6 protein-coding genes are annotated in these 6,533 nt (G+C 29.2%); 1 reads left to right on the forward strand and 5 read right to left on the reverse strand.

Features of this window, described 5'->3' with window-relative positions:
* From rnr to ACRC28_RS01165, 5 genes are all read right to left on the reverse strand, one after another.
* Window positions 1-1,558: ribonuclease R (gene rnr / locus ACRC28_RS01145; RefSeq protein WP_438541618.1), on the reverse strand; the 1,558-nt coding region annotated here is incomplete at its 3' end.
* Window positions 1,559-2,302: 744 nt separating this feature from the next.
* Entirely contained in the window at window positions 2,303-4,315 is a 2,013-nt protein-coding gene (locus ACRC28_RS01150; protein ID WP_438541619.1) for a sodium-translocating pyrophosphatase, read from the reverse strand.
* A 256-nt stretch (window positions 4,316-4,571) separates the two neighbouring features.
* On the reverse strand, window positions 4,572-4,802 hold the full coding sequence (gene secG, locus ACRC28_RS01155; protein ID WP_438541620.1) for a preprotein translocase subunit SecG: 231 nt from the start codon (window positions 4,800-4,802) through the stop codon (window positions 4,572-4,574).
* Between the two features lie 183 nt (window positions 4,803-4,985).
* Window positions 4,986-5,540: a type II toxin-antitoxin system PemK/MazF family toxin gene (locus tag ACRC28_RS01160; RefSeq protein WP_438541621.1), complete on the reverse strand. Its 555-nt coding sequence runs from the start codon at window positions 5,538-5,540 to the stop codon at window positions 4,986-4,988.
* Window positions 5,530-6,144, reverse strand: a complete 615-nt coding sequence (locus tag ACRC28_RS01165) for a protein kinase (protein WP_438541622.1) — start codon at window positions 6,142-6,144, stop codon at window positions 5,530-5,532. The genes ACRC28_RS01160 and ACRC28_RS01165 overlap by 11 nt, the downstream gene beginning before the upstream one ends.
* A gap of 138 nt (window positions 6,145-6,282) precedes the next feature.
* On the opposite strand from ACRC28_RS01165, the gene ACRC28_RS01170 reads away from it, so the two are divergent.
* On the forward strand, window positions 6,283-6,533 hold a 251-nt coding region (locus tag ACRC28_RS01170; RefSeq protein WP_438541623.1), incomplete at its 3' end, for a hypothetical protein.

A 6,533-nucleotide genomic window follows, 5' to 3' on the forward strand; every position in this document is an offset into this window, starting at 1 on the left:
TTTCTTCACTTTTTCCTTTTACTTTATCTAATACTTCTTGCATCATTTTTGGATGAATTTCTGCATTAGTTCTCATAGGATATCCTAAATTGTATACAAATTCTCTAAACTTAGATAATTTTTCTTCATCTGGGTCTTCGTGAATTCTATATACAAAAGGTAGCTTTTGCCAATACATATCTTCTGCAACTGTTTCATTACAAACAAGCATGAATTCTTCAATCATTCTATTTGAAATTTCTCTTGGATAAGGTTTTATTTCTATTGGTTTACCCATTTTATCTAAAGTTATTTTAGCTTCTGGGAAATCAAAATCAATTGAACCTCTTGACATTCTTCTATTGTTTAAGATAGTTGCAAGTTCTTCCATTGCTAAGAAATCATCATATAGATAATCATATCTTTTTATGAGCTCTTCGTCTTTATCTTTAAGGATTTTTGTAACATCTGTGTAAGTCATTCTTTCATTAGTTCTTATAATACTTTCATGAATCTCATGTGCTACAACTTTTCCTTTTTTATCAATAGTCATTATACAACTTAATGTAAGTCTATCAACCTTTGGATTAAGTGAACAAATTCCATTTGATAACTTTTTAGGTAGCATAGGAATAACTCTATCTATAAGGTATACAGATGTTGCTCTATTTAATGCTTCTTTATCTAATGGATTATTTTCTCTAACATAGTGAGATACATCTGCAATATGCACTCCTAGCTTATACATTCCATTATTTAATCTTTCAATAGATACAGCATCATCTAAATCCTTAGCATCTTCTCCATCTATTGTTACCATTTTTAAATCTCTAAAGTCAGTTCTTCTTTTATATTCTTTTTCTTCTATTTCTTCTTTTATATTGTCAGCAAAGCTTAAAACGCTCTGTGGAAATTCTTCTGGAAGTCCATGTTTTTTAATTATTGTAAGAATATCAAGACCTTTATCGCCTTTCTTTCCTAGAACTTCTTTAATTTTTCCCTCTGGGCTTCTTCTTCCTTCAGGCCATTTAGTGATTTCTACAATTACTATATCTCCACCCTTAGCTCCACATCTTTCTTTTTTAGATACAAAGATATCTTGTGTAAGTCTTGTATCTTCTGGAATTACGAATCCAAAGTTTCTACTTTCTTCGTATTCTCCAATTATTGTAGTGTTTGCTCTTTCTACAATAGATAAGACTTCTCCTTCTCTTTTTCTTATTCCGCCCTTGTCTTCTCTCGTAACTTGTACAATTACTTTATCTCCATTCATTGCACCATTTAAAACAGAACCTGCAATAAATACATCCTTTTCCCCTTCTTTTTCTGGAATAAGGAAGGCAAACCCTTTTGCATGTGCTTGTATCTTACCTCTTACATATCCAAACTTTTCAGGTAATGCATATTTATCTTTTTCGTTTCTCATAACAAGACCTTCTGATTCCATATCCTTTAAAACCATTTTAAATGCTTTAAATTCTGCTTTATTAACATCAAAAATTCTTGATAGAGAACTTAAATCCATTGGTTTATAAGCATCTTCGCCCATAAAGGCTAATAACGTGTCTTTTATCCCCATATTTTTCCTCCATATATTTGTCTATACTTTATTATATTCTAGTTAATCTCTTTTACTATTATATTTGACAAATTTCTGTTATTTTATTCTATACTCAATTATAACACATATTCCCTCTATATATGACAAAGCTTTAAGGGATTTAATTTGATTAAATCCCTATAGAAATAGTGGTCGTAGTATTCACATTTATCAAAATGTAAATACTACGACCACTAACTTCTCTGTAACCTAAAAAACTATACTCCAACTGCATAATTCCCCCAAATCATGCTAAGCATAGTTTTAAAGTTAATTCTCTTATAATACCGTTTTTACCATAGTCTCTAAATATAATACCCACCTTACGCGATTAAAATTCTTCCCCAAGAATTTTAATATAGCTATTTACATAGCCTTTTTCTACAATACTTTCTAAATATAATTCTAAATATAATTCCGTTTCTCTTATTGTAGTTAATTCTTTAATAAAATCTACCCCTAAATCTTATTAAATAGTTTTTAATTCTCATCTCATCTGTCCATCTCTCTCGGACACTTATTATATTAACATAAAATTAATAATTTGTTTATACTTTTTTATTTTTTTATAAATTTTATAATTAAAAGTTTAATTTAATAAAAATATGCTAATCAAATTTAATTTAATTAGCATATTTTTAAGTATTTTACAAAATAAAGTATTTTTGTATTTGAATGTTTTATTCATAAGTTAACACTTTTTCAATAATTACATTCTAATTTTTATAATAATATTCCACCAAATTGTACTATAAGAGGTGCAAAAACTAATGATACAATTGTCATTAATTTTATTAAAATATTCATGCTTGGTCCTGAAGTATCTTTAAATGGATCTCCAACAGTGTCTCCAACTACACCTGCTTTATGAGCATTACTTCCTTTTCCACCATGTGCTCCACCTTCAATATATTTTTTAGCATTATCCCATGCACCACCTGCATTGGACATCATAATTGCCATCATAACTCCAGTTACAAGTCCACCTGCTATAAGTCCTGCTAAAGCCTCAACTCCTAGAAGAATTCCAACTACAAGAGGTGATAATACAGCAAGAACTCCTGGAAGTATCATTTCTTTTAGAGCTGCCTTAGTTGAAATCTCTACACAAGTTTTATAATCTGGCTCATCAGTGCCTTCTAAGATACCTGGTTTTTCTCTAAACTGTCTTCTAACTTCTTCTACCATTTCACCTGCTGCTTTTCCAACTGATTCCATAGTTAATGCTCCAAATAAAAATGGAAGCATTCCTCCAATTAAAACTCCTACAAGAGTTAATGGATTTAAAAGATTTATACTGCTTAAATTTACAGCTTGAGTATATGATGCAAAAAGTGCTAAAGCTGTAAGTGCAGCTGAACCTATTGCAAAGCCTTTTCCTATAGCAGCAGTAGTATTTCCAACTGAATCTAATTTATCAGTTACTTCTCTTACTTCTTTAGGTAATTCGCTCATTTCTGCAATTCCACCTGCATTATCAGCAATTGGTCCATAAGCATCAACAGCTACTGTAATTGCTGTAGTAGAAAGCATTCCAACAGCAGAAAGTGCAATACTATAAAGACCTATCATACTATTTTCTAAACCACCTACACCCATATATGAAACTAAAATTCCTACTACAATTAAAAGTATAGGTATAACAGTAGACTTCATTCCAACAGCTAAGCCTGCAATAATATTTGTAGCAGCTCCTGTTTCACACTCTTTAGAAATTTTCTTTACATACTTATAATCAGATGATGTATAAATCTCTGTTATTTTTCCAATAGCTATACCAACAACTATTCCAACTACAATAGGAATAAATAAAGTTAAACTATTAAATAAATAATAGGATAATCCTAAAGCTCCTATCAATGAAACTATTCCTGCTACCGTAGTTCCACTATTTAAAGCCTTTTGTGGATTTTCTCCTTTATAGTTTTTAACTATTACAATTCCAATTAATGAGCCGATAATTCCAATAGCTGAAAGTAATAAAGGATAAATTAATGCATTTTTCCCTAATACACTTTGAACAACTACTCCTAAAGTAATTGCAGATATAATTGAACCTACATAGGATTCAAAAAGGTCTGCTCCCATTCCTGCTACATCTCCAACATTGTCACCAACATTATCTGCTATAACTGCTGGATTTCTTGGGTCATCTTCTGGAATTCCTGCTTCAACCTTTCCAACTAAGTCTGCTCCAACGTCTGCAGCCTTTGTATAAATTCCTCCTCCAACTCTTGCAAACAATGCAATTGATGAAGCTCCAAGTCCAAAGCCTGTTACTTGCTCCATGTTGAAATCAAAAAGTAAAACTAAGATACTTAAGCCTATAATTCCAAATCCAACTACACAAAGCCCCATAACAGCTCCACCTGAAAATGCAATATCTAAAGCCTTTTTCATCCCTGATTTCGCTGCATTTGCTGTTCTTACATTTGCTTTTACTGCAATCTTCATTCCTAAATATCCTGCACCCATTGAAAATAAAGCCCCTACTACAAATGAAATAGCTGCTTGGATACTTAAAAATACTCCTATAACTACTGTTAAAACAATTATAAATATAGATAAATACTTATATTCCTTTTTCAAAAATGCCATAGCACCATCTTCAATGCTATTAGCTATGCCTCTCATTTTTTCATCTCCTGCATCACTTTTAATTATTTTTCCTCTTAAAAAAATTAAAAATAGCAATGCAATGATTCCAGATATTATTGGTATAAATAATATTTCCATATTTAAGCCCCTTTATAATTTATCTTTACATCTATTATTACTTATCTTTCTCTTTTTTTATTCCTTTACTCTAAATCTAAACAAATAAAATTCCCATAAGAAATTAATCCTACAGGAATTTTATTTGAGCGATTTTTTAGAGTCTATAATAGATTCTTATATTATTTATATTATTTTTTTCTTTTTTTGACACAAAAAAAACTATATTAATTTAGTAATATAGTTTTCTTCTATTCGTGTGGTATGCCCCACGCGCCTATAATAAATGTAATGCTAATATTGCTAAAGCAAATATTACCATGAAAATCATAGATAATCTAGATAATATTACTTCTTTAGTTCTTGCTTTATTCTTAGAGAAGAATGTATCATTGTTACTTCCTTGAATAAGTCCACTTAAAGCATCTGACTTACTTGGTTGCATTAATACAGTTACAATAACTACTAACCCTGATATAGCAACTAATATCATTAATAAAGTTTGCATGGGAACACCTCCTATATATAAAATGAGACTCCATTCAAATAAAGCTTACGCTCCACTTGAATGTTTAGTCGAATTTAACTTCCATATTGTTAACTTATTAAGTATATCATAGTTTTCAAAAATTTTCTAGATTTCTATATTTTCAAATAAAAAGACACCTATACTCTAGGCATCTTTTATAAATTACTCTCTTTCTTCTAAATCTTCACTTAATACTAAATGATATATAAGTGCTTTCTTTAATTTATTTATTCCTTCTTCATTTAATTTCCCTATTTTCACTTTAAATCTACTTTTACTTTTAGTTGTTATTTGCTCAGTTTTCACTGTTCCTTCAATAGTATCGTGAACTTCTTCCATTAAATCATCATTTATAGCAAATTGAGTTTTATGCGAAAACTTTGCTCTTGTTATAGGAACAATAGTTGCAGAACCACTTTTATGATTAAATTTATTGTAAGATACTACAACACAAGGTCGTTCACCATATATTTCATCACCAATATTAACCCCTAAGTCCACAAGCCACACTTCATTTATCTCAGGAGCCGCCATATTCGGTCTATTCGCCACCTCATTTTCAACTAACCTAATATCTGAATCTATAATATCTAGTAATTTTTCCTTATCATTATCACCATATCCCATTAAAAAATTAAAGTTCTTTTTCACTCTAAAATACTTTTTCTCAAAATTTTCATGCTCAACATTTTCATTTACATTTTCGTTATTTTCCATCTTTGCCTCCATTTTTCTTTTTTTCTTCTAATTCAAAATATTTTAAAATTGATTTTTCAAAGTAAACTCCTGCTTTTAAATCAATCTCTTTGATTCCTTCCAAAAATTCATCTAATACTTCAAGCTTTTTCATCTTTTTCATTAAATGCCTTGGAAAATCTACCTTTCTTGTATAACAACCTTTAGGATCAATAAGCTTAAGCTCCCCATTTTCACTTACATAGATATCTCTGCATCTTGTATCCAATCTTTTAAACTTAAGCTTTTTAAACTCCCCAAGTAATTTATACAATTTTTCTATTATATCTTTAGTTAATCCATTTCTCTTTATGTATTTATCTAATCGTTCACCATCTACTTTTTCTCTTATTATATAAAGCTCTCCATGAACATATATATTAGGAAAATATTTAGATTTTTTAGTTTTCTTTAGCGTATTTGCCTCAGCATCACAAATTTTCTTTTTAGAGAAAATTTTAATTATTTTATTATCAGGAAGTTCATATACAATCCCATTATTACCTTGACCTAAGTAACTTCCCTTTTTAAATAACTCTTCAGTCTTACCATCAAAATCAACCGAGTAACAATAATTCTTTTTCATACACTCACCTTACAAATTGCTATTCCCTACTATAGTATCCTATGGACTAAATAATGTGCATAGGAATCTTTATTTTAATCATAGACTATGCTATAATTAAAATGTAAATGATTACTTAAAGAGTAGGAGATGCATAAAATGAGTTTTAAACTTAAATTCAATTTCAAAATTCATAACAAAACAAATAATCATTTAAAAAAAATAGAAATACTTGATGATAAAGGAATCCTTCATCAAAAAACTTTAGAAGATTTAAATGAAAATGAGAAACTTTGTGTGAACGAAGTATATATGCATTTGTACAAGCCTGAGCATATATATTTAAAATTTATAGATAAACATAATATAGAACAAAAGTTAATTTTATTCAAAGATATAAAAAAGCAACT

The organism is Clostridium sp., from assembly GCF_051650885.1.
GTDB lineage: Bacteria > Bacillota > Clostridia > Clostridiales > Clostridiaceae > Clostridium.